Source organism: Rhodococcus sp. W8901 (genome assembly GCF_013348805.1).
Classification (GTDB): domain Bacteria; phylum Actinomycetota; class Actinomycetes; order Mycobacteriales; family Mycobacteriaceae; genus Prescottella.
The window spans coordinates 3900347-3921936 of record NZ_CP054690.1 but is presented as its reverse complement, the minus strand read 5'-3'; the positions used below and the strand labels follow the sequence as shown (position 1 = coordinate 3921936).

Annotated in this window: 19 protein-coding genes; 11 read left to right on the top strand and 8 right to left on the bottom strand. The window is 70.0% G+C overall.

Features of this window, described 5'->3' with window-relative positions; genetic code table 11:
* The first annotated feature begins 23 nt into the window (after positions 1–23).
* Together ligA and HUN07_RS18315 are read left to right on the top strand one after the other, a co-directional pair.
* Positions 24–2168 carry an NAD-dependent DNA ligase LigA gene (ligA, locus tag HUN07_RS18320; RefSeq protein WP_254623014.1) on the top strand — a complete coding sequence of 715 codons (2145 nt, stop codon included), beginning with the start codon at positions 24–26 and terminating at the stop codon, positions 2166–2168.
* A 274-nt stretch (positions 2169–2442) separates the two neighbouring features.
* Positions 2443–2931, top strand: a complete 489-nt coding sequence (locus tag HUN07_RS18315; RefSeq protein WP_114722527.1) for a GNAT family N-acetyltransferase — start codon at positions 2443–2445, stop codon at positions 2929–2931.
* A 2-nt stretch (positions 2932–2933) separates the two neighbouring features.
* Here the strand turns inward: HUN07_RS18315 and HUN07_RS18310 are convergent, their stop codons facing one another.
* The gene (locus HUN07_RS18310; protein ID WP_114722526.1) at positions 2934–3584 is read right to left on the bottom strand and encodes an ACT domain-containing protein; all 651 of its coding nucleotides are present in this window, start codon (positions 3582–3584) and stop codon (positions 2934–2936) included.
* A gap of 186 nt (positions 3585–3770) precedes the next feature.
* Between HUN07_RS18310 and gatC the strand changes: the two genes are divergently transcribed.
* The 3 genes from gatC (at position 3771) to HUN07_RS18295 (ending at position 7194) form a co-directional block, all read left to right on the top strand.
* A complete protein-coding gene (gene gatC / locus HUN07_RS18305; protein WP_031938977.1) occupies positions 3771–4070 on the top strand; it encodes an Asp-tRNA(Asn)/Glu-tRNA(Gln) amidotransferase subunit GatC in 300 nt (99 codons plus the stop codon).
* Positions 4067–5551: an Asp-tRNA(Asn)/Glu-tRNA(Gln) amidotransferase subunit GatA gene (gene gatA / locus HUN07_RS18300; protein WP_174911688.1), complete on the top strand. Its 1485-nt coding sequence runs from the start codon at positions 4067–4069 to the stop codon at positions 5549–5551. Before gatC ends, gatA begins: the two co-directional genes overlap by 4 nt.
* A gap of 128 nt (positions 5552–5679) precedes the next feature.
* Positions 5680–7194: a flavin-containing monooxygenase gene (locus HUN07_RS18295; protein ID WP_174911685.1), complete on the top strand. Its 1515-nt coding sequence runs from the start codon at positions 5680–5682 to the stop codon at positions 7192–7194.
* Here the strand turns inward: HUN07_RS18295 and HUN07_RS18290 are convergent.
* The 3 genes from HUN07_RS18290 to HUN07_RS18280 are packed head-to-tail and all read right to left on the bottom strand — an operon-like array spanning position 7121 to position 9704.
* Complete coding sequence (locus HUN07_RS18290; RefSeq protein ID WP_174911683.1) at positions 7121–7648, bottom strand: mycothiol transferase; 528 nt, start codon at positions 7646–7648, stop codon at positions 7121–7123. The two genes, HUN07_RS18295 and HUN07_RS18290, sit on opposite strands and share 74 nt — an antisense overlap.
* A gap of 44 nt (positions 7649–7692) precedes the next feature.
* On the bottom strand, positions 7693–9054 hold the full coding sequence (locus tag HUN07_RS18285) for an alpha/beta-hydrolase family protein (RefSeq protein WP_174911680.1): 1362 nt from the start codon (positions 9052–9054) through the stop codon (positions 7693–7695).
* Positions 9051–9704, bottom strand: a complete 654-nt coding sequence (locus HUN07_RS18280; protein WP_174911677.1) for a hypothetical protein — start codon at positions 9702–9704, stop codon at positions 9051–9053. Before HUN07_RS18280 ends, HUN07_RS18285 begins: the two co-directional genes overlap by 4 nt.
* Positions 9705–9946: 242 nt before the next feature.
* Here HUN07_RS18280 and HUN07_RS18275 point away from each other — a divergent pair, with 242 nt between their 5' ends.
* The 5 genes from HUN07_RS18275 to HUN07_RS18255 all read left to right on the top strand — a co-directional run bounded on the left by HUN07_RS18275 (position 9947) and on the right by HUN07_RS18255 (position 15685).
* The gene (locus HUN07_RS18275) at positions 9947–11110 is read left to right on the top strand and encodes a sensor histidine kinase (protein WP_114722605.1); all 1164 of its coding nucleotides are present in this window, start codon (positions 9947–9949) and stop codon (positions 11108–11110) included.
* Positions 11111–11119: 9 nt separating this feature from the next.
* A complete protein-coding gene (locus HUN07_RS18270; RefSeq protein WP_114722520.1) occupies positions 11120–11782 on the top strand; it encodes a response regulator in 663 nt (220 codons plus the stop codon).
* 82 nt (positions 11783–11864) lie between these two features.
* Positions 11865–12896 carry an ATP-dependent 6-phosphofructokinase gene (locus HUN07_RS18265; protein ID WP_174911674.1) on the top strand — a complete coding sequence of 344 codons (1032 nt, stop codon included), beginning with the start codon at positions 11865–11867 and terminating at the stop codon, positions 12894–12896.
* A 22-nt stretch (positions 12897–12918) separates the two neighbouring features.
* Positions 12919–14430, top strand: a complete 1512-nt coding sequence (gene gatB, locus HUN07_RS18260; RefSeq protein ID WP_174911671.1) for an Asp-tRNA(Asn)/Glu-tRNA(Gln) amidotransferase subunit GatB — start codon at positions 12919–12921, stop codon at positions 14428–14430.
* A gap of 22 nt (positions 14431–14452) precedes the next feature.
* Positions 14453–15685, top strand: coding sequence for a cation:proton antiporter (locus tag HUN07_RS18255; protein ID WP_174911668.1), 1233 nt, complete (start codon positions 14453–14455; stop codon positions 15683–15685).
* 3 nt (positions 15686–15688) lie between these two features.
* On the opposite strand, the gene HUN07_RS18250 is transcribed toward HUN07_RS18255, so the two are convergent.
* A complete protein-coding gene (locus HUN07_RS18250) occupies positions 15689–16834 on the bottom strand; it encodes a PQQ-dependent sugar dehydrogenase (protein WP_174911666.1) in 1146 nt (381 codons plus the stop codon).
* Positions 16835–16945: 111 nt separating this feature from the next.
* Between HUN07_RS18250 and HUN07_RS18245 the strand changes: the two genes are divergently transcribed.
* Complete coding sequence (locus HUN07_RS18245; RefSeq protein WP_114722516.1) at positions 16946–17857, top strand: DoxX family protein; 912 nt, start codon at positions 16946–16948, stop codon at positions 17855–17857.
* Positions 17858–18358: 501 nt separating this feature from the next.
* Here HUN07_RS18245 and HUN07_RS27095 read toward each other — a convergent pair.
* The 3 genes from HUN07_RS27095 to HUN07_RS18230 all read right to left on the bottom strand — a co-directional run bounded on the left by HUN07_RS27095 (position 18359) and on the right by HUN07_RS18230 (position 21559).
* Positions 18359–18841: a hypothetical protein gene (locus HUN07_RS27095; RefSeq protein ID WP_114722514.1), complete on the bottom strand. Its 483-nt coding sequence runs from the start codon at positions 18839–18841 to the stop codon at positions 18359–18361.
* A 155-nt stretch (positions 18842–18996) separates the two neighbouring features.
* A complete protein-coding gene (gene ilvD / locus HUN07_RS18235) occupies positions 18997–20838 on the bottom strand; it encodes a dihydroxy-acid dehydratase (protein WP_174911663.1) in 1842 nt (613 codons plus the stop codon).
* A 187-nt stretch (positions 20839–21025) separates the two neighbouring features.
* On the bottom strand, positions 21026–21559 hold the full coding sequence (locus HUN07_RS18230) for a PH domain-containing protein (RefSeq protein ID WP_174914850.1): 534 nt from the start codon (positions 21557–21559) through the stop codon (positions 21026–21028).
* Positions 21560–21590 lie beyond the last annotated feature (31 nt).

The following is a 21590-nucleotide window of genomic DNA, read 5'->3' as shown; positions in this document are numbered from 1 at the left end:
ACCAGAACGAAGCCGCTACCGCAATGACCAGCCCGTCCGACGCCGCGGTGGAGCCTGCGAGTGCCGAGGATCGCGAACGCTGGCAGGAGTTGGCCGAGGTGGTCCGCAACCACCAGTTCCGCTACTACGTGCTCGACTCGCCGGTCGTCTCCGACGGCGAGTTCGACGCACTGTTCGGGCAGCTGAACGCGCTCGAGGAACGCCACCCGGACCTGCGGACGGCGGACTCGCCCACGCAGCTCGTCGGCGGCGGGTTCGCGACCGAGTTCAAGGCCGTCGACCATCTCGAGCGGATGCTCAGCCTCGACAACGTCTTCGACTACGACGAACTACGCACCTGGGCCGGGCGTGTAGAAGTCGAGACCGGTCCTGATCTGCACTACCTGTGCGAGGTGAAGATCGACGGCGTCGCGCTCAATCTGGTGTACGAGAACGGTAAGCTGGTCCGCGCGGCCACCCGCGGTGACGGTCGCACCGGCGAGGACGTCACGCTCAATGCGCGCACCATCGCCGACATCCCCGAAACTCTCACGCCCAGTGACGAATACCCGATTCCCGCGCTGCTCGAGGTGCGCGGCGAGGTGTTCTTCCGGCTCGAGGACTTCGCGGCCCTCAACGCGTCCCTGGTCCAGGAAGGCAAGGCGCCCTTCGCGAATCCGCGCAACTCGGCGGCCGGCTCGCTGCGGCAGAAGAATCCGGCCGTCACCGCACGGCGGCGGCTCGGCATGATCTGTCACGGGCTCGGCCGCACCGAGGGCTTCGACCCGGTCGGCCAGTACGACGCCTACACCGCACTCGCGGCGTGGGGGCTGCCGGTGTCGTCGCACACGTCGCGCGTGGTCGGCATCGACGCGGTGGTCGAGAAGGTGCAGTACTGGGACGAGCACCGCCACGACGTCGAGCACGAGATCGACGGTCTGGTCGTCAAGGTCGACGAGATGGCCCTGCACCGCCGCCTCGGTTCCACGTCGCGCGCGCCCCGCTGGGCGGTCGCGTACAAGTACCCGCCGGAGGAGGCCACCACCAAACTCCTCGACATCCGGGTCAGTGTCGGCCGCACCGGCCGGGTCACCCCGTTCGCGTACATGGAGCCGGTCCTGGTGGCCGGTTCGACGGTCGCGCTGGCGACGCTGCACAACGGCTCCGAGGTCAAGCGCAAGGGCGTGCTGATCGGCGACACCGTCGTGATCCGCAAGGCCGGAGAGGTGATCCCCGAGGTGCTGGGCCCGGTCGTCGACGTGCGCGACGGCACCGAGACCGAGTTCGTCATGCCCACCGAGTGCCCCGAGTGCGGCACGACGCTCGCCCCGGCCAAGGAGGGCGATGCGGACATCCGCTGCCCCAACCAGCGTTCGTGCCCGGCGCAGTTGCGCGAGCGCGTGTTCCACGTCGCGGGCCGAGGCGCGTTCGACATCGAGGTCCTCGGGTACGAGGCGGCCACGGCGCTGCTGCAGGCCGGCGTCATCCGCGACGAGGGCGACCTGTTCTCGCTCACCGAGGACGACCTGATGCAGGCGTCGCTGTTCCGCACCAAGGCGGGGAAGCTGTCGGCGAACGGCCGGCGCCTGCTCGACAACCTCGGCTCGGCCAAGCAGCAACCGCTGTGGCGCGTGCTGGTCGCGCTGTCCATCCGGCACGTCGGCCCGACGGCGGCGCGGGCGCTGGCGGGCGAGTTCGGCAGCCTGGAGCGCATCGAGAACGCCGGTGTCGACGAACTGGCGGCGGTGGACGGGGTGGGCGGCACCATCGCGGCGGCCGTCGTCGAATGGTTCGCCGTCGACTGGCACCGGGACATCGTCGAGAAATGGCGCGCGGCGGGGGTGTCGATGGAGGACGAGCGTGACGAGTCGATCGTGCGCAGCCTCGAGGGCCTGTCGATCGTCGTCACCGGTTCGCTCGAGGGGTTCTCCCGGGACGAGGCGAAGGAAGCGATCCTGATCCGCGGCGGCAAGGCCGCCGGTTCGGTGTCGAAGAAGACGGCGTTCGTCGTGATCGGCGACGCCCCCGGTTCCAAGGCGGCCAAGGCAGAGGAACTCGGTGTGCCGATCCTCGACGAGGCAGGATTCCGCCGTCTGCTCGAAAACGGACCGGACGGCATCCGACGTTTCGTGGCAGAAGCACAGCGCGACAGGAACATTCACACTGTCGCGCCGCGCTTGTCTACGTGATGAACGCCACGCTACGACGTGGTGTCGTTTTCGGTGGAATTCCGACGGCCGGAAATTCGCGACGGACCGCCGAGTGTGCGCATGGTGAACTTCGCGCCATCGATGCTGGTCGGAATAGTTCGGGGGCGGGCGTGCACCCGGAGTCGCGGCGTCGGCCGGGGCAGTGGCGGCCTCGATCGCAGACCGTCCCAAATGTGGCGCGTGTCTCATTTGCGCCGCTCGGGGCATCTGAATCGGTTTTCTGACGGCGGCCAGTGGCTGACATAGTGACGCCATGATCGATATCCGGCCCGTCACACCTGCCGACTACGACACTGTCGGCGAGCTCACTGCCGACGTCTACATCGACGGTGGTTTCGTATCGGACAGCGACATGTACGCGGAGCGACTGCGCGACACCGCGACCCGTGCCGACCAGGCCGATGTCGTGGTGGCGCTGGTCGACGGCGAGATCGTCGGCTCGGTGACAATCGCCGAGCCGGAGTCGCCGTTCGCGGACGTCGCCGAGAAGGGTGAACTCGAGTTCCGCATGCTCGCGGTCGCGGCGTCGGCGCGCGGCAAGGGCGTCGGCTCCGCGCTGGTGCGCCACGTGCTCGACGTCGCGTACGACCGCGGCGACCGCGCGGTCGTCATCTCCACGCAGCCCGACATGGTCGACGCGCGACGCATATACGACCGCAACGGTTTCGTTCCCGCGCCCGAGCGCAACTGGGAACCGATCCCCGGCATGGAGCTGACCGCGCTGGTGCGCGAACTCGTCTGACGTCAGCCCAGGACGGTGGCGACGATGCCGGCGAGGTAGCCCAGTCGCGCCACCTCCGACGGGCGGAACTCCGGTCCGCCGGGGCGCCCGAGTAGCAGTGCCCGGCCGGTGCTGCCGAGCGGGGCGGCCGCGAGGGTGGTGTCCATGTCGCGCCACACCTGCGGCACCCAGTCGTCGTTGCCGTCGAGGACCGTGGCCTTCTTCAGTGGCATCCAGGGCGCGTCGCCGGCGTGGGTCTCGGGTGCGCCCGGGCTACCGACGACACGGAACGAGCCGTGCGGGCCGATGTCCATGACGGTGGACCAGCCGACCCGCAGCACCCGCGGCGCCCCGTCGACGAGGACCTGCAGGCGGTCGGAGTGCGCGGTGGCGACGTGGTCGATCAACTCCAGCTCGCGGTGGGTGTCGAGGATGCCGGAGTAGGGGCGGATGGAGTCGACCCGGACGTCGGGGAGCTTCTCCGCCGCGGTGATCAGAGTGTCCGGCAGTGACCCGGCCTCGACGTCGACCACCAGGTCGTCGACGGCGAATCCGGATCCTCGCTCGACGACGTCGAGCGAGAGGATGTCCGCTCCCACCGAGCCGAGTGCGACGGCGAGTGCGCCGAGGCTGCCGGGTCGGTCGGGGAGTTGGACGCGGAGCAGGTAGGACACGTGCTGCCTTTCCGTTCGTTCGGTGCCGGGTCCGACGCCGAAGACGGGACACAGTGCGCACCCCCGCCGTTCCCTATCCTTTCACCCCGGGCTCGCGTCCGCTGGGGTGACGGGCTGCACGACCGATCCGGCCACGCTCTAGGCTGGTCGGGAACGTTCACTTCGACCTGAAAGGGGTCACCGAAGGTGCCTGCCATCTCCCGTGACGAGGTCGCCCACCTCGCCCGGCTGTCCCGGCTTGCCCTGACCGACGCAGAACTCGACGAGTTCGCCGGTCAGCTGGATTCGATTCTCAGCCACGTGAAGGCGGTGTCCGAGGTCGCGGCAGATGATGTCCCGCCCACCGCGAACCCCAATCCGATCGCGAACGTGACGCGGCCGGACGTCATCGTGCCGGGGCTGACGCCCGAGCAGGCGCTGTCGGGTGCGCCGGCCGTCGAACAGGATCGGTTCGCCGTTCCGCAGATCCTGGGAGAGGGCGAATGAGCACCGATCTGACTCGTCTCGACGCCTCGGAGCTGGCGTCGAAGATCCACTCGCGCGAGATCTCGTCGGTGGAGGCCACGCAGGCACACCTCGACCGGATCGGTCAGGTGGACGGTGAACTGCACGCGTTCCTGCACATTGCGGGCGAGCAGGCGCTGGTCGCGGCCAAGGAGGTCGACTCCGCTCTCGCTGCCGGTGAGGCGCCGTCGTCGGCGCTCGCGGGCGTGCCGATCGCGCTCAAGGACGTCTTCACCACCACCGACATGCCGACCACGTGCGCGTCGAAGATCCTCGAGGGCTGGGTGTCGCCGTACGACGCGACGCTCACCACCAAGCTGCGCGAGGCCGGGATCCCGATCCTGGGCAAGACCAACATGGACGAGTTCGCGATGGGCTCGTCCACCGAGAACTCCGCGTACGGGCCCACCCGCAACCCGTGGGACACCACGCGCATCCCGGGTGGCTCGGGCGGCGGCTCGGCCGCGGCGCTCGCGTCGTACCAGGCCCCGCTCGCGATCGGCACCGACACCGGCGGCTCCATCCGGCAGCCCGCCGCGGTCACCGCGACCGTCGGCACCAAGCCCACGTACGGCACCGTCTCGCGCTTCGGTCTCGTCGCCTGCGCGTCGTCGCTCGACCAGGGTGGCCCGTGCGGCCGCACCGTCCTCGACACCGCGCTGCTGCACGAGGTGATCGCCGGGTACGACCCGCGTGACTCCACGTCGCTGAACGAGCCCGTCCGCCCCGTCGTCGAGGCGGCCCGCCAGGGCGCGACCGGCGACCTGAAGGGCGTGCGCGTCGGCGTCGTCAAGGAACTGCACTCCGACAGCTACCAGCCGGGCGTCATCTCGTCGTTCGACGCCGCGGTCGAGCAGTTGACGGCCCTCGGTGCCGAGGTCGTCGAGGTCTCGTGCCCCAACTTCGAGTACGCGCTGGCCTCGTACTACCTGGTGCTGCCCAGCGAGGTGTCGTCCAACCTCGCGCGCTTCGACGCCATGCGGTACGGCCTGCGGGTCGACGACGGCGACATGAGCGCCGAGCAGGTCATGGCCGCGACCCGCGCTGCCGGCTTCGGCAAGGAAGTCAAGCGCCGCATCATGATCGGCACCTACGCGCTGTCGTCGGGCTACTACGACGCCTACTACGGTTCGGCGCTCAAGGTCCGCACGCTGATCGCGCGTGACTTCGACGCCGCGTACGAGAAGGTCGACGTGCTGGTCTCGCCGACCAGCCCGTTCACGCCGTGGAAGCTGGGCGAGAAGGTCGACGACCCGCTCGCGATGTACCTGTCCGACCTGTGCACCCTGCCGACCAACCTGGCGGGCCACTGCGCGATGTCGGTTCCGTCGGGTGTGTCCGCGGATGACGGCCTGCCCGTCGGTCTGCAGATCATGGCCCCGGCTCTGGCCGACGAGCGCCTGTACCGCGTCGGCGCGGCCTACGAGGCCGCCCGCGGGCCGATCGCGTCGCCCGTGAACTGACGCCCGGCGCGTCACCGAACGCGTTCGGCAACAGCCCGGATCCGGACATTCGGATCCGGGCTGTTCGCTGTCGTGGGGGACTAGGCTCCGGGGCAGCAGGATGTGTGCGGGATGCCAGGAGGATCGAAGTGGGGAAGCCGTCGATCACGATCATCGGCGCCGGATTCGGCGGAATCGCGATGGCGCTCGAGTTGCGTCGTGCCGGGCTCACGGACATCACGATCCTGGAGAAGGGCGACGACGTCGGCGGTGTGTGGCGCGTCAACACGTATCCCGGCGCGGCGTGCGACGTGCCGTCGCCGCTGTATTCGATCTCGTCGGAGCCCAATCCCGAATGGTCGCGGCGGTTCTCGGAGCAGCCCGACATCCTGGCGTACCTGCGCGACATCGCCGAGCGGCATCAGTTGCGGCCGCTGATCCGGTTCGGAGTCACGGTCATCGAGGCCGAGTTCGACGAGCACGTCAACCGGTGGTCGGTGCGGACCGCCGGCGGTGAGATCGTCGAGTCCGACGTCCTCGTCACCGCGGTCGGCCAGTTGTCGCGCCCGGCGCTGCCCGACATTCCGGGACGCGAGACGTTCGCCGGGCCCGCCTTCCACTCGGCCGAGTGGAACCACGACGTCGATCTGGCGGGCCGACGCGTCGCGGTGATCGGCACCGGTGCCAGCGCGGTCCAGTTCGTGCCGGCGATCGCCGCCGACGTGGGCCGGCTGACGCTGTTCCAGCGATCGGCGCCGTGGATCCTCCCGAAACCCGATCGTGTGTACGGGGACCGGCATCACCGGATCTTCCGGTCGGTGCCGGCGACGTTGCGGGGCGAACGCCTCGTCACCTGGGGGATATTCGAGTTGCTCACCGTCGGCCTGCTCGACACCAGGTGGCGCGGCGGCATCGCGGGCGCACTGGCGCGCAGGCACCTGCGCGAGCAGGTCACCGATCCGGCGCTACGGGCGGCACTGACGCCGGACTACGAGCCCGGCTGCAAGCGGATGCTGTTGTCGGACGAGTACTACCCGGCACTGACGCGCAGCAGCGTCGACGTCGTCGTCGGCGCCATCGACCGCATCGAACCCGACGGTGTGCGGACGGTCGACGGAACCCTGCACCCGGCCGACGTGATCATCTACGGGACCGGTTTCGCCGCAACGGAATTCCTCGCGCCTATGAAGATTCGCGGACGCGCCGGACGGAGTCTGGACGACGCCTGGTCCGACGGCGCCCACGCGTATCTCGGCGTCACGACGGCCGGGTTCCCCAACCTGTTCCTGATGTACGGTCCCAACACGAACCTCGGCTCGGGATCGATCGTGTACATGCTCGAGTCCCAGGCCCGGCACATCGCCGGACTCGTCGAGTGGCTCGTCGAGCAGCCGGGGTGTGCGGTCGAGGTGGACGCCGGTGTCGAGCGACGATTCGACGACCGCATCCAACGCAAGCTCGCCGACTCGGTGTGGAGCCTGTGCAGCAGCTGGTATCGCACCGCGTCGGGCAAGATCACCACCAACTGGCCGGGCACCGTCACGGCCTACCGGCGCCGGACCCGACGCCCCGACCGCCGCGACTTCCGCATCACCGCGCCTCGAACAGCCCCCGCACGTACGCGGCCTGCCCCAGATGCTGCAGGCAGTCGCCGATCACACTGACGAGGCGCACCGAGACGGTCACGGGCGGATCCCAGCGGCGATCGACGATCCGGTCCAGCTCGTCGGCGGTGAGTTCGTCGATGTACTCGAGCGTCGCCAGGTGCACGTCGCCGTGATAGTCGGCGAGCAATCGGGCGTCCGCGTGCACGATGCCGACGTCGGCGCTGCTGTGCCCGTAGCCGACGTCGCCGGCCGGGAACGGCAGGGCGAATCGCTCCCGCCAACCCCGGGACGTCCAGGCCTGCTCCACGTCGGCGATGTCGCTCACGTGATCGTCCTGGACCCGGGTCAGGTGCCAGATCAGCCACGCGATCGAGTTGGCGTTCGGCCCCGGCCGGTAGTCGGACATCTCGGGTGTCAGGCCGGCACACACCTCGACCACGAGTTCCCGGATGCGCTCGAAGTTGTCCCGCAGGATCTCGCGGGCCGCGTCCGTCTCCTTCTGTGGGGTCATGTGTCCACGGTAAGCGCACACCGCCGGTCGTGGGCGTCTTCGGATCAGGCGCAGTCCGGCATCCGTAGTCCCTGATCGGCGCCGTACCGGTGCCCGTGCCCGGTGGGAGCGTCGAGCGCGAACAGCATGTCCACGCCGGTCTGCAGGAAGCTGATACCGGGAATCCATTGCGGCACAGGTGCGTCGACGCGGACGTCGCCTAGGTCGGGTGCCCGGGTCAGCAGCGACGGTGACCACCACACCACCGGATCGGAACTGTTCGCGAGCACCGTCGCATCGTCGGTGCGCACCGCCCCGGCCGGGGGTCCGGCCCACAGAACGCTGCACGCGCGCGCCCGCTGGTCGTCGGCGTCGCCGAAGATCGCGCTGCCGCCCACCGACCCGAGACTCTGGCCGTACACGTGCAGCGCGGGCCGGGCATCGGCGGGCAGTTCGGCGATCCGTGCCGACACCGCCGCGAACAGTGTCCGCGCAGATTCCTCCGCGTCGGCCCGGCCGAACAGGAACGTCGCCCAGCTGGGCGCGTACGAGTACTGCATGCCGACGGTCGCGACGTCGCCGGCGAACCTGCGCTCGATACCGCGGGCGGCCTCGCCGTCGATCCATCCCGAACCCGTCGGGACGGCGACCACGACGTGCGATCGGGAGAACGCGCCCGTGCGGTCGAGCTCGTCCACCGCGAGCGCGGCCCGGGCGGCGACGTCGGGCGCCGAGTCGAGCCCGACATACGTGCGGACGGCCCGCGGATCGGATACGCCGGCCACGAACCGCCGGCCCTCCGCGCCGAGCGTCGTCCATGGAACGATCGAGTTCTGTTCGTTTGCAACGAGACTGGTGTCGATGACCGAGCTGGTGGTCCGAAAATGCTGCGCTGCAGCCGAAGCCGCCCGCGGTACCGCGATCAGGCCCGCGAGGGGGACGATCGCCACCAGCAGGCCGACGCAGCGCACCCATCCCAGGCGTCGCGCGAGCGTGACGCATCCCCGGGTGAGGCCGAACAGTACGAGACACACCGCGACCGCCCAGAACGCGACCTGCGCCCAGTGTCCCGGACCGATCGCGGGCAGGCTCATCGCCGAGCGGAGCGCGTTCTGCCAGTGGTCCGCCGACGCCACCGACCACGCGAGGATCAGGCCTGCCAGCACGGCTGCGCCGGCCCGGGCGGCGTCGTGCGTGTGGCTGCCGCGGGCCGGTCGCAGCCGTCGGAGCAGTGCGGCCACGCCCCAGCACAGCGCCACCAGAGTTCCGGTGAACATGCCCTGCGCGACAGGGGTTCGGGGGAGTAGCGACGGCGCCAGCGAGGCGACGGCTCCGGTGGCGATGGCCACCGATGTGCTCACCCGCGGCAACGCAACGGTGACCGCGAATCGGGCGCTCCCGGCATGCGCGCCGGGGATCGCGCTCATGCCGCCACCGCCGGGCTGGGAGCGACAAGGCCGAGCATCGGCCTGATCCTCCGCAGAGTCAGGGTCACGAGCAGCGCTCCGAGGGCGCCGAGCAGCCCACCCAGGCCGTACCGCATCCACGGTTCGTCGACCGGTGCGCCGAACCCCTGACGCATCGAGTTCATCCCCACGGCGGCCGTCGCGGTGTTCGCCATCGCGAAGCAGGACGTCCGGTCTGCAGCCCGGGCGTCGCAGGCCGCGTGCATCCGTCGGTCGAGTTGCGCGTCCAGTTCGGTGCGCGCCCAGGCCCCGAGGTCGCCGCCGCCGCGGTGTGCGTAACGCAGCAGGTCGTACCCCAGATCGTGTGCCTTGCAGGCCGTGTCGAACTCGGCAGGCAGCGGTATCGGCGACGAGCACGCGCCGAGCGGATTGACGACCGTGCCGTCGATCACCGTCGGCCGATATCCCATGACGGCGGCGAAGTCGTCAGGAATCGCGGACGCGGCGAGGGCGTGGTCGTCGGCGGTCAGCAACGTCACGGCGGCCGCGGCCGCTCGGTTCTCCCGTGCCGGGGAGTGCGCGTCGGCGGTGGGGGCCGACACCGTCCCAGTGAGCGTCATCCCGCCGATCGTCACGGCGAGGACGGATCCGATCCATCTCGTAGTTCGCATGACAAACGACGCTAGAAATGGGCGCTACCCTGCGACATCACCCCGCGGTGCCGAACCGTGGCACGTCGCGGGAGTGATCGCGACCGGCGCCTGATACCCCGGAGCCAGTCGCATCTCACCCCTGGGTATGAGGACATTTCGAGTCCCGGTTCCTAGTGTTTCCGGGTGTGAGGAAACGAAATCGTGCACTCGACCGTGCGGCACAGGGCGCGGTCTCGGCCGCGGCCCCGCGCCTGAAGCGGATGAGCACGGGGCAGCGATTGGACCTGGTGGTGCTGTTCGTGACCGCGGTGCTGTACGCGATCGCGTGGCCCACGCTCCACGTGACGCACCATGTGCCCGCCGGCGTGCAGCCGCTGATCGGAGGGCTCGCCGCGCTGCCGCTCCTGCTGATCCGGGCTAATCCGGCGCTGGGATGGGCCATCTCGGCGGCGGGCGCGCTGGTGATCCCGGTGGTGTACCAGCGCGCCGACGACTACGACTTCCCGTGGCAGGTGGTCCACGTGATGGTGCTGATGGCGCTGCTGCTGGCGGTGAGCCTGCGGTCGCCGATCCCGGTGGTCGCGGTCGCGTGGGGCGCGACGACGCTGCTCTTCCTCGCCGACACGCCGGGCCAGGACGGGCGCGGCTGGGCGGTGGGTCTCACGGTCCTCGTGCTGTTCGGGCTGCTGATCCGCTGGCTGGTGATCTCGCGGCGCCAGCTCGCCGCCCAGGAGCAGACCAGCGAACTCGAACGAGCCCGCCGCGCGATCCTCGAGGAGAAGGCGCGGATCGCCCGTGACCTGCACGACGTCGTCGCCCACCACATGTCGATGGTCGTGGTGCAGGCGCAGAGCGCGCCGTATCGGCTGGACTCGGTGTCCGACGAGGCGAGGGCGGAGTTCGAATCCATCGGTGCCACCGCGCGGGAGGCGCTCAACGAGATCCGTGGCCTGCTCGGCGTGCTGCGCAGCGACGGGGACACCACCGAGCGGGCCCCGCAGCCCGGCGTCGCGCAGATCGAGGAACTGCTCGACGGCAGCGTCCGTGCCGGTATGTCGCTGTCGCGCAGCATCTCCGGGGAGCCGTCCGCGATCTCCGAGACGACGGGGCTGACGGTGTACCGGATCCTGCAGGAGTCGCTGGCCAATGCCAGTCGGCACTGTCCGGGCGCGCACGTGGAGGTCGTCGTCGACTTCTCGCCCGCCGTCACGTCGCTCGTCGTGACGAACGGTCCCGCGGTGGGAGCCGAACCGCGTCCCGAGTCGTCGGGTGGCAGTGGGATCGCCGGCATGCGGGATCGTGCCCGCGCCGTCGGCGGCACACTCGACACCCGCGCACTCGACGGCGGGGGATTCGAGGTCCGGGCCCATATTCCGGGGAGTGTCCCGGTTGTGGCCGGCACCCCGGCCGGGCCGGCCGCCTAGTCTGTCACGGTGGCGATCACGGTATTCATTGCGGACGACCAGGCGATGGTGAGGCAGGGTTTCGGCGCGCTGCTCGGTGCACAGCCGGACATCAGTGTCATCGGTGACGCGCCGGACGGGCGGGTCGCCGTCAGCGAGGTCAAGCGCCTGCGCCCCGACGTGGTGCTGATGGACGTGCGGATGCCGGAGATGAACGGTCTCGACGCGGCACGTGAAATCCTTTCCGCCACAACGGAACATCCGGTTCGGGTGTTGATGCTCACGACGTTCGACATCGACGAGTACGTCTACGAGGCCCTCGGGCTGGGGGCGAGCGGGTTCATGCTCAAGGATGCGCCGGCCGAGGAGCTGATCCGGGCGGTGCGGGTGGTCGCGGCCGGTGAGGCGCTGCTCGCGCCGAGCGTCACGCGTCGTCTCATCGCGGACGTCACCCGTCGGCGTTCGGCGCCGCGCCCGCGGAACACGCGGTTGGAGTCGCTCACGCCGCGCGAGCGTGAGGTCCTCGAACTCATCGCGGCCGGGCTGTCGAACACCGAGATCGCCGAACGCCTGTTCGTTGCGGAGCAGACCGTCAAGACGCACGTCGGGAAGGTGCTGGCGAAGCTGTCGCTGCGGGATCGTGCGCAGGCCGTCGTCCTCGCCTACGAAACGGGACTGGTCACGCCCGGTTGATCGACTCGGCGTGCCTGATCGGCGCGGGCGCGGCAAGATGAGAAGGGACCGCTCTGCTCCGCGATGGCCGAGAGGGGCCGTGATGCGCATCGGAATCCTGACCGGGGGCGGCGACTGCCCCGGATTGAACGCCGTCATCCGCGCTGTCGTGCGCACTGCGGACGCGCGCTACGGCAGTACCGTCGTCGGGTTCCAGGACGGCTGGCGGGGTCTGCTCGAGGACCGCAAGATGCAGATGCGCAACGAGGACCGCATAGACCGGATCCTCGCGCGCGGCGGCACCATCCTCGGCACCGCGCGGGTGAACCCGCAGAGACTGCACGACGGCCTCGACCGGATCAAACAGACCCTCGACGACAACGGCATCGACGTGCTCATCCCGATCGGCGGCGAGGGCACGCTCACCGCCGCGAGCTGGCTCGCCGACAGCGGTGTCCCCGTCGTCGGGGTGCCCAAGACGATCGACAACGACATCGACTGCACCGACGTCACGTTCGGCTTCGACACCGCCCTGACCATCGCCACCGACGCGATCGACCGGCTGCACACCACCGCCGAATCACACCAGCGGGTGATGCTCGTCGAGGTGATGGGCCGTCACGCGGGCTGGATCGCGTTGCAGTCCGGCATGGCGTCGGGCGCGCATCTGACGCTGGTGCCCGAGGAGCCGTTCGACGTCGACGAGGTGTGCGCGCTGGTCAAGAAGCGCTTCCAGCGCGGCGACTCGCACTTCATCTGCGTGGTCGCGGAGGGGGCCTCGCCCGACCCGGCGTCGATGACGCTCCGCGAGGGCGGCATCGACGAGTACGGACACAAGATCTTCACCGGTGTCGCGCAGCAGTTGGCCGTCGAGATCGAACACCGCATCGGCAAGGAGGTGCGCACGACGGTGCTCGGGCACGTGCAGCGCGGCGGGACGCCGACCCCGTACGACCGGGTCCTCGCGACCCGATTCGGCGTCCACGCGACCGACGCCGCCCACAGCAACCAGTTCGGTCAGATGGTGGCGCTGCACGGCACGAACATCGAGTTGGTGCCGCTGTCGGAGGCGACCAAACAGCTCAAGACCGTGCCCGTCGAGCGCTACCGGGAGGCGGCCGCGTTCTTCGGGTGACGGGGCGCATAAACTCATGGCCATGACTGCCGCCGTGTCCGCTGACCTTCTCGACTATGACGCCGTCCTCGCGAAGTTCGAGCCCGTATTGGGCATGGAAGTGCACGTCGAGCTGCACACCAAGACCAAGATGTTCTGCCCGTGTCCCACCGAGTTCGGTGCTGAGCCCAACACCCAGGTGTGCCCCGTGTGCCTCGGCATGCCCGGAGCGTTGCCGGTGGTCAATCAGGCCGCCGTCGAGTCCGCGATCCGCATCGGCCTGGCGCTGAACTGCTCGATCACCCCGTGGGGCCGGTTCGCGCGGAAGAACTACTTCTACCCGGACCAGCCGAAGAACTACCAGATCTCGCAGTACGACGAGCCCATCGCGACCGAGGGCTACCTCGACGTGGTGCTCGACGACGGCAGCACGTGGCGTGTCGACATCGAGCGCGCGCACATGGAGGAGGACACCGGTAAGTCGCTGCACGTCGGTGGCGCCACCGGCCGAATCCACGGTGCGAGCCACTCGCTGCTGGACTACAACCGCGCCGGCGTCCCGCTCGTGGAGATCGTGACCAAGCCCATCACCGGTGCAGGTGAGCGCGCGCCCGAGGTGGCCCGCGCGTATGTCGCCGCCCTGCGTGATCTGCTCAAGGCCCTCGATGTCTCCGACGTCCGCATGGACCAGGGCTCGCTGCGCTGCGACGCGAACGTCTCGCTGATGCCGATCGGCGCCGAGGTGTTCGGCACCCGCACCGAGACCAAGAACGTCAACTCGCTCAAGAGCGTCGAGGTCGCCGTCCGCCACGAGATGCGCCGTCAGGCCGCCGTCCTCGTCTCCGGTGGCGAGATCATCCAGGAGACGCGGCACTTCCAGGAGGCCGACGGCACCACGTCCGCCGGTCGCCGCAAGGAGACCGCCGAGGACTACCGCTACTTCCCCGAGCCCGACCTCGAGCCCGTCGCGCCTGACGCCGATTGGGTCGAGGAACTCCGCGGCACGCTGCCCGAGCTGCCGTGGCTGCGCCGCGCGCGCATCCAGCAGGAGTGGGGTGTCTCGGACGAGGAGATGCGCGACCTCGTCAACGCCGGCGCACTCGACCTGGTGATCGCGACGACCGAGGCCGGCGCGCCCGCGTCCGAGGCCCGCTCGTGGTGGGTCGCCTACCTGAGCCAGCAGGCCAACACCCGGAGCGTCGAGCTCACCGCGCTGCCCATCACGCCCGCGCAGGTCGCCGAGGTCATCGGTTTCGTCGCCGAGGGCAAGCTCACCAACAAGCTCGCCCGCAAGGTCGTCGACTACGTGCTCGACGGTGAGGGCGATCCGGCACAGATCCTCGCCGCGCACCCGGAGCTCGTGGTCGTGCGTGACGACAGCAAGCTGCAGGCCGCGGTCGACGAGGCCCTGGCCGCGAACCCCGACATCGCCGACAAGATCCGCAGCGGCAAGGTCGCGGCGGCCGGCAAGATTGTCGGCGACGTGATGAAGGCAACTCGCGGGCAGGCCGACCCGGCGCGCGTCAAGGAGCTCGTCATCGCGGCGTGCAGCTGATCGGGCAGTAATGTAGCGGCGCATGGACGCCGCCGTCGCCACCTCACTGTTCTGGATCGCCGTCGCGGCCGTGGTCGCGCCGTTGGTCGCCGGATCACTGCCCCGCAAGCTCGTGCCCGAGGTCGTGCTGCTGCTCGTGGCCGGGATCGTGATCGGTCCCTACGTGCTCGAACTTGCCGACGCCGGCAGCGAGATCGAGATGCTGCGGGAACTCGGACTGGGCATGCTGTTCCTCCTCGCCGGATACGAGGTGGACCGTGAGGAGCTGACCGGCCGCGGCGGTCGGCGCGCCCTCGTCACGTGGCTGGTGTGCCTGGCCGTCGCGTTCGGGATCGTCGCCGCGTTGGGGGCGGCGGGTCTGGTGCACTCGGAGATCGCCGTGGCGATCGCGCTGACGTCGACGGCACTCGGCACGCTGCTGCCGATCCTCAAGGATCGCGGGCTCGTCGAGACGCCGATCGGCAAGGCGGTACTCAACCACGGCGCTGTCGGCGAGATCGGCCCGGTGATCGCGATGGCCGTGCTGCTCGGCGCCCGCGGCGCGATCATGTCCCTCGTCGTGCTCGCGGCGTTCGCGGTGGTGGCGGTCGTCGTCGCGATGCTGCCGACCAGGATCCTGCGCGAGGGCTCGGACCTGCTCGCGGTGATCCGCCGCGGCGCGGACACCACGGCCCAGACGACGGTTCGCCTGGTGATGCTCCTGCTGGTGGCGCTGATCGCCGTCGCGGCGGTGTTCGACCTCGACGTCATCCTCGGCGCCTTCGCGGCCGGGTTCATCCTGCGACGCGCGGTGCCCGACGGCAACGAGCAGCTCGAGGCGAAACTCGAGGGCCTGGCGTTCGGGCTCCTGATCCCGATCTTCTTCGTCACGTCCGGGATGGCGATCGACGTGTCCGCGGTGGCGGGCGAGCCGGTGGTCCTGCTCGCCTTCCTCGGCCTGCTGCTGGTGGCCCGCGGTCTCCCGGTGTTCGTCGCGTCGCGCTACGACCGGGGACCGGCCGGCGCGAATTTCGACACCCGCGAGCAACTCCAGATCGCGCTGTACTCGACCACGGGTCTTCCGCTCATCGTCGCAGTCACCGGCGTCGCGGTGTCGGCGGGCGAGATGTCCAATGCGACGGCGTCGATCCTCGTCGCGGCCGGAGCCATCACGGTGCTGGTGCTGCCGATGCTCGCGAGCGCGCTGGCACGCGGCGACCGGGGCGAGCACGGAGATCGGCGAGACCCGCAGACGGCCAGACCCGCGAGCGCCTGAGCGTCAGTCGGTCCCGCCGCCACCGCTCGGCAGCGGAAGCTTCACGACACGATCGTCGGTGGGACCGGGCTCCCCGCCGGACTTGTTCACCGTGGCCGCCCAGATCTCGCCGGCACCGCTGATCACCGTCCCACCGAGACGGCCGTAGAGCTTCTGCGCCAGCAGGGCCGGCGCCGAGGTGACGGCACCGGTGTCGTGCTCGGTAGCCAGGACCGCCATCGCCTGCGCGTCGGTCAGGGCGACCGCGACCGCGCCCCGTGCGGCGGCGCATCCGGCGACCCCGGGCTTGTCCGGCCACGTCCACGCGGGCGCCCCGACGGTTCCGTCCGGTCGGACGCGCTGGATCCGATCCTCGAGTGCTGTACGGTCCGTGACCCACACGCCACCACCGGGATCCGCGCACACGTCGCCCACCCGACCCAGCCCGGACAGTACGACGGCGGGCCGTGGCGGATTCGGGGTCGAGGACAGCGCGGTCACACCGAGCAGCTTTCCGGCGAGCGACGCGGGATCGGCCGCGGCCGCGGGATTGCCGGTGTCGCCCGTCAGGACCATCAATTCTCCGGGCGTCGAGAACGTCAGTGCGCCGGCGTTTCCGACGTCGCCGCGCGGAATTCCGGTGAGGACGTCCTTGGGCGTGTCCCCGGGCGCGATGCGGACCACCCGGTTGTCACTGCCCGTCGTGATGTAGGCGTAGAGGAGGTTGTCCTCGGTGTACGTGGGGGACAGCGCGATGTCGAGCAGGCCGCCGTCGGATCCGGAATCGACGGGGATCCTGGCGAACTCGGTCGGCTTCTCACCCGGCGCCACCCGCACGATGCGCCCGGTGCGACGCTCCGCCACCAATGCGGAGCCGCCGTCGGGCAGCATCACCAGCCCGCCGGTCGCATCCAGGCACGTGGCAATGACATTGGGGTCGCGGTCGAAGCAGGGGTCGTTCGGCACCGACGGCTCGGGCAGCACCGACGAGGGTGCGGACGGTTCGCGAGGCTGCACCTCCGCACCGGAACCGAACGTCGGCTCGGGGGTGAACGGCGACGATGTGGAGTCGTCGAACCGCGCGCATCCGGCGGCCGCCACCACAGCGATCGAACAGATGGCTGCCGTGGCCGCCCCTCGAACCTTCCGGCCCGGTACACCCTTCGTCATGGTGCAGACGTTACGGAAGCCCGGGCGGGGTGCGCCACGCGGCGCGGTGTGACCGGCGCGCCGGGCCTCGCTACCCGGTCAAGCTCCACGAACCGTCCTAGGCTGCCATGCGTGACTGACAAGTCGAAAGATCACACCGAGTCCACCGGCGCGGGGTCCGCGCCGAGCCCGTTCGATCAGCCGACCGAGAGGTTCGCCGCGCAGTCCGTCGACCGGGGGAGCCGACCGTTGGCGCACACCGACGACGACCTCGACTTCGACGACAGGGGCGCCTCGAGTCTGCCGACGGAGCAGATTCCCGCCTTCCGCCCCGCTCCCGCGCCGACCGGCATCGAGGACCAGCCCACCACCGTGATCCAGCGCGACGACGCCACCGTGCCGACGCCGACCCTGTCCCCGCCGATCGTGTCCGAGCCGATCGTGTCGGAGCCGATCGGCGATGCGTCGACGGTCGCCGCCCCGGTCGCGGTCCCGCCGATGCCGGGCTCGGACGGCGGGGCGGACAACCGGCGCGGCACGCTGGATCTCGGTCTGCTGGTCCTGCGACTCGTGGTCGGCGGCACGCTGCTCGCGCACGGCCTGCAGAAGCTCACCGGATGGTGGAACGGGCCGGGCCTCGGCGGCTACCGGGACATCCTGGTGGACTCCGGTTTCGACCACGCGCGGGTTCTCGCGGTGGCCGGCGCGGTCGGCGAGGTGGCCGGCGGTGCACTGCTGATCCTCGGCCTGCTCACTCCGATCGCGGCCGCCACGGTGGTCGCCGTGATGATCAACGCGTGGTGCCTCAAGCAGTCCATGGTGCCCGGCCTCGAGTACTTCGCGCCCGAGGGCATCGAGTACGAGACGGTGCTCGGTGCGGCCGCGGCCGCGATCATCCTGACCGGTCCGGGCCGGATCTCCCTGGACGGCCGCCGCAAGTGGGCCACCCGCCCGTACGTCGGATCGACGGTGATCCTGATCCTCGGTGCGGCCGTGGGTGTCGGCGTGTGGATCTTCCTCAACGGGGCCAACCCCGTCATCTGACGCCTGCCGCTCCGGTTCTCGTCGTGCCGCTCGTCCCATCGGGGGAGCGGCACGACCATTTCCGGAGCGGCGGCGGGCTCAGCCGAATGCGCGCCGCAGCCGTCGCACCACCTCCTCGGGTGTGCTCAGCTCCCGCCAACCCCATCGCGCGACGCCGTATCCGGCCGTGCGGATCCGGTCCTCGCGCAGCTTCTCCTCGATGACCGCCTGTTCGGTGGTCTGACCGGGGCGCAGATGCTCGGCGTACTTGCCGAGCCCGTCGAACTCGCCGACCGCGCGCTCGCCCTCGAACCAGAAGTCGACACGGCCGATCCAGGAATCGCCGTCGAACAGGTCCCGCTGGTTCCGGCGCCGGCGGCCGGGCGCGGTGGATCAGTACACGGCTGCGGGATTCGCCGACACTCTCGCTCCGACCGTCCATGAACGCGACCGCCCGCGCCGCCTGTGCCGCCCCGCGTCGGCCACGACACCGGACGAGCGCGTCCTCGAGATCCTCGGGCGTCACCAGTCCGGTGGCGAGCGCGTTGTCACCCGACACCACCGCGCTCTCGAACGGCGTCGTCCGCGCGAGGTCGACGATCGTTCGGGCGGGCGCTGTGACCGGCACACCGTCCACGACGACGATGTCCTCGGCGGGCAGCGTGCGACGTGCACATGTCGACGAGTGGTGATCTTGCCGCCGGAGGCGCGGTCGAGGGTGGAGTGCACCCGCCGCAGCGGCACGGCCCACACGGCGATCCCGTGCAGTACCGCCGCCGACACGTGGCTGACGACGGCATCCGGGCACGACGACGCCGCGGCGAGGACCGCCAGTCTGTGTTGCGCGACGGAATCGAGTCGGGCGAGGTCGGCGGCGCGGACGTACGCCCCGGGTCGGACCGCGAGCAGTTCCCGCGACCGTCGGGCCGCGCGTAGTTCGTGGTCGGTGAAGCCGCGACCGAGTGCGTCGGACCTGAACACCAGTGGTGTGCCGTCGAAATCCATGTATCGAGCCTGACGTCGCCGGAGCCGTCGACGGTGCTCGATCCGCGATCTGTGGATGGATTTCTCGGTATCCACAGATCTGCCGCTCCGGAAACGGCTGTGCCGCGCCCCCGATCGGGGACGCGGCACAGCGAAAAGCGGAGCGGCAGGACCTCTTACGGCACGTGGCGGACGGCGCCCTTGTCGGCCGACGTGGCCAGCGCCGCGTAGGCGCGCAGTGCGGTGGTGACCGAGCGCTGACGATCCACCGGCTGCCACGGGCGCTCGGAGGCCTCCATCTTGGCGCGGCGCTGCGCGAGCGTCTCGTCGTCGACGAGGACCTCGAGGGTGCGGGTCGCGACGTCGATGCGGATCTGGTCGCCGTCCTCGACCAGACCGATCACACCGCCCGACGCAGCCTCGGGGGAGATGTGCCCGATCGACAGGCCGGACGTGCCACCCGAGAAGCGACCGTCGGTGACCAGTGCACACACCTTGCCGAGACCGGCGCCCTTGAGGAAGGCAGTGGGGTGCAGCATCTCCTGCATGCCCGGACCACCCTTGGGGCCCTCGTAACGCACGACGATGACGTCGCCCGGCTTGATCTGCTTCTGGAGGATCACCGAGACCGCCGCCTCCTGGGACTCGACGACGACGGCCGGACCCTGGAACGAGAACAGCTCCTCGTCGATGCCCGCGGTCTTGAGGATCGCGCCGTCGACGGCGATGTTGCCGCGCAGCACGCACAGGCCGCCCTCGACGGTGTACGCGTGCTCGAGGTCGCGAATGCAGCCGCCCTCGGCGTCGGTGTCGAGCGCGGACCAGCGGTTGTTCGTCGAGAACGGCTCGGTGGTGCGCACACCGCCGGGGGCTGCGTGGAACAGTTCGAGTGCTTCGTCGGACGCCTTGCCGGAGCGGATGTCCCACGTGTCGAGCCACTCGTCGAAGCTCTTGGTGTGGACGGTCGAGACGTCGGTCTCGAGTAGGTTCGCGCGGCGCAGTTCACCGAGGAGAGCGGGGATGCCACCGGCGCGGTGGACGTCCTCCATGTGGTAGTCCGAGTTGGGGGAGACCTTCGACAGGCACGGCACGCGACGGCTGATTTCGTCGATGGTGCTCAGGTCGAAGTCGACCTCGCCTTCCTGCGCTGCCGCGAGGGTGTGCAGCACCGTGTTGGTGGAGCCGCCCATCGCGACGTCGAGTGCCATCGCGTTGCGGAACGCCTTGGGGGAGGCGATGTTCCGGGGCAGAACCGACTCGTCCTCGTCGCGGTAGTAGCGCAGCGCCGCCTCGACGACGGTGGTGCCGGCCTTGCTGAAGAGGGCGCGACGCGCCTCGTGGGTGGCCAGCGTGGAACCGTTGCCGGGCAGTGCGAGTCCGAGTGCCTCGGTGAGGCAGTTCATCGAGTTGGCGGTGAACATTCCCGAGCACGAACCGCACGTGGGGCACGCGCTGCGCTCGACCTCGTCCAGGCCCTCCTCGGACACGGAGTCGTTGGCGCTCGCCGAGATCGCGGTGATCAGGTCGGTGGGGGCCTGCGCGACGCCGCCGACGACGACGGCCTTGCCGGCCTCCATCGGGCCGCCGGAGACGAAGACCGTCGGGATGTTCAGGCGCATCGCGGCATTGAGCATGCCGGGGGTGATCTTGTCGCAGTTCGAGATGCACACCAGGGCGTCGGCGGTGTGCGCGTTGACCATGTACTCGACGGAGTCGGCGATGATCTCGCGGCTCGGCAGCGAGTAGAGCATGCCGCCGTGGCCCATCGCGATGCCGTCGTCGACGGCGATGGTGTGGAACTCGCGCGGCACGCCACCCGCTGCGCGGACGGCCTCGGCGACGATCTCGCCGACGTTCTTCAGGTGAACGTGGCCGGGCACGAACTGCGTGTAGGAGTTCGCGATCGCGACGATCGGCTTACCGAAGTCGGAGTCGGTCATACCGGTTGCGCGCCAGAGCGAACGGGCTCCGGCAGCGTTGCGTCCGACGGTGGTGGTGCGTGACCTCAGCGGGGGCATGGGCGAATTCCTTCGTCGATCAGCGGTTCTCGGCGGCGGGCTGTGCTCGCCGAGCGCGGCGTAATACGTGAACTGGTGGGTCCGTGAAGGTGCTGGTCGCTGGACCCGATTTCGGCTGGTGTGGCAGCCTCGTCATCTCCGGTGGGAGCGAGAGACATCCTGGTTGGACGCTACCCCCGCGCGCGAGCTAGTCGGTATCCGGCTCCGAATCGCCGGCGGACTCGGGCTTCGCGGCCCCCGGAGATTCGACGGACTGGGCGGCCTCGTCGGCCGCCGCGGCCTTGGCGCGAGACTTCTCCGCCTGTGCCTCGCGGGCTGCGGCGTACGGGTCGGTGACGCGGCCGCCACTCGCCGACGCGAGCTGCGGGAGGCGTCCGAAGGTCACGTTGGGCAGGGAGACCTCGTTGCCGTCGAGGAGTTCGGCGCGTGCCCAGCCGCGCTTGGGGAAGCGGAAGCCCTTGATCTGATCCCACGATATGGACTGCGAAGAGAAGGCTCGGCGCAGCTCGAGGCCGTCCGGGCCGACGGTGGTCCGCACGCGCAGGACCCAGGCCCCGATCAGGAACGGGATCACCAGCGTCCAGCCGAACGCGGCCGGCCATCCGAGAACCGGGAAGCTCAAGCAGAACAACAGGAACAAGCACGCCATCAGGGCGAGTGGGGAAATCCGGATGACCTGTCGGTCGTCTGAGGGCGTATGGGATGATGGCACCGGTGGCACGGGCTGCTGAGGAGATGACACCTCTACATCT

Excerpts from the sequence above, each read along its gene's own strand:
- gatB (WP_174911671.1), top strand. The coding sequence starts at position 12,919 with ATGACTGCCGCCGTGTCCGCTGACCTTCTCGACTATGACGCCGTCCTC.
- HUN07_RS27095 (WP_114722514.1), bottom strand. The coding sequence starts at position 18,841 with ATGGATTTCGACGGCACACCACTGGTGTTCAGGTCCGACGCACTCGGT.
- HUN07_RS18280 (WP_174911677.1), bottom strand. The coding sequence starts at position 9,704 with ATGCGAACTACGAGATGGATCGGATCCGTCCTCGCCGTGACGATCGGC.
- HUN07_RS18255 (WP_174911668.1), top strand. The coding sequence starts at position 14,453 with ATGGACGCCGCCGTCGCCACCTCACTGTTCTGGATCGCCGTCGCGGCC.
- ligA (WP_254623014.1), top strand. The coding sequence starts at position 24 with ATGACCAGCCCGTCCGACGCCGCGGTGGAGCCTGCGAGTGCCGAGGAT.
- HUN07_RS18285 (WP_174911680.1), bottom strand. The coding sequence starts at position 9,054 with ATGAGCGCGATCCCCGGCGCGCATGCCGGGAGCGCCCGATTCGCGGTC.
- gatA (WP_174911688.1), top strand. The coding sequence starts at position 4,067 with ATGAGCACCGATCTGACTCGTCTCGACGCCTCGGAGCTGGCGTCGAAG.
- HUN07_RS18275 (WP_114722605.1), top strand. The coding sequence starts at position 9,947 with ATGAGCACGGGGCAGCGATTGGACCTGGTGGTGCTGTTCGTGACCGCG.
- HUN07_RS18265 (WP_174911674.1), top strand. The coding sequence starts at position 11,865 with ATGCGCATCGGAATCCTGACCGGGGGCGGCGACTGCCCCGGATTGAAC.
- HUN07_RS18250 (WP_174911666.1), bottom strand. The coding sequence starts at position 16,834 with ATGACGAAGGGTGTACCGGGCCGGAAGGTTCGAGGGGCGGCCACGGCA.
- HUN07_RS18315 (WP_114722527.1), top strand. The coding sequence starts at position 2,443 with ATGATCGATATCCGGCCCGTCACACCTGCCGACTACGACACTGTCGGC.
- ilvD (WP_174911663.1), bottom strand. The coding sequence starts at position 20,838 with ATGCCCCCGCTGAGGTCACGCACCACCACCGTCGGACGCAACGCTGCC.
- HUN07_RS18290 (WP_174911683.1), bottom strand. The coding sequence starts at position 7,648 with ATGACCCCACAGAAGGAGACGGACGCGGCCCGCGAGATCCTGCGGGAC.